We start from the raw sequence: 1,185 nt of genomic DNA, 5'->3' as shown, positions 1-1,185 counted from the left end.
CTCGATCAGTGAGCTATTACGCTTTCTTTAAAGGATGGCTGCTTCTAAGCCAACCTCCTGACTGTTTTAGCCTTCCCACTTCGTTTCCCACTTAGCAATATTTGGGGACCTTAGCTGGCGGTCTGGGTTGTTTCCCTCTTGACACCGGACGTTAGCACCCGATGTCTGTCTCCCGTGATTGCACTCTTCGGTATTCGGAGTTTGCTATGGCGTAGTAATCCGCAATGGACCCCACAACCATGACAGTGCTCTACCCCCGAAGGTGATACACGAGGCACTACCTAAATAGTTTTCGGAGAGAACCAGCTATTTCCAGGTTTGTTTAGCCTTTCACCCCTATCCACAGCTCATCCCCTAACTTTTCAACGTTAGTGGGTTCGGACCTCCAGTACGTGTTACCGCACCTTCATCCTGGCCATGGATAGATCACCTGGTTTCGGGTCTACACCCAGCGACTGAATCGCCCTGTTCGGACTCGCTTTCGCTACGCCTGCCCTAATCGGTTAAGCTTGCCACTGAATGTAAGTCGCTGACCCATTATACAAAAGGTACGCCGTCACCCCCTTGCGAAGGCTCCGACTGTTTGTATGCATGCGGTTTCAGGATCTGTTTCACTCCCCTCCCGGGGTTCTTTTCGCCTTTCCCTCACGGTACTGGTTCACTATCGGTCGATCACGAGTATTTAGCCTTGGAGGATGGTCCCCCCATCTTCAGACAGGATTTCACGTGTCCCGCCCTACTTGTCGCATACCTAGTTCTTCCATGATGTTTTCGTCTACAGGGCTATCACCTGCTATGGCAGCACTTTCCAGAGCTTTCGACTAACACTACAGATAAAGAATGCAGGCTGGTCCCATTTCGCTCGCCACTACTCTGGGAATCTCGGTTGATTTCTTTTCCTGCGGTTACTTAGATGTTTCAGTTCACCGCGTTCGCTTCACATGACCTATGTATTCAGTCATGGATGACCCATACGGGCCGGGTTTCCCCATTCGGATATCGGAGGATCAAAGCTCGTTTGCCAGCTCCCCTCCGCTTTTCGCAGGCTACCGCGTCCTTCATCGCCTGTGATCGCCAAGGCATCCACCACATGCACTTGTTCGCTTGACCCTATAACAGGTATGTCTCAAATTCAGGCACACCCGCTACAGGTTGAGTATTCGTGTTGCGCCGTATTCCAAAGCA

1 rRNA gene is annotated in these 1,185 nt (G+C 51.3%); it reads right to left on the bottom strand.

Annotated features, from left to right (window positions below):
- Window positions 1–1,110, bottom strand: a 23S ribosomal RNA gene (locus tag ACFSNN_RS41280); the annotation flags it as partial.
- Between the last annotated feature and the right edge of the window lie 75 nt (window positions 1,111–1,185).

This window comes from Paraburkholderia dipogonis (genome assembly GCF_042680985.1).
In the GTDB taxonomy this organism is placed as follows: Bacteria; Pseudomonadota; Gammaproteobacteria; order Burkholderiales; family Burkholderiaceae; genus Paraburkholderia; species Paraburkholderia phytofirmans.
The sequence above is the reverse complement of the archived record's forward strand: the minus strand, read 5'-3'. Positions and strand labels throughout refer to the sequence as shown.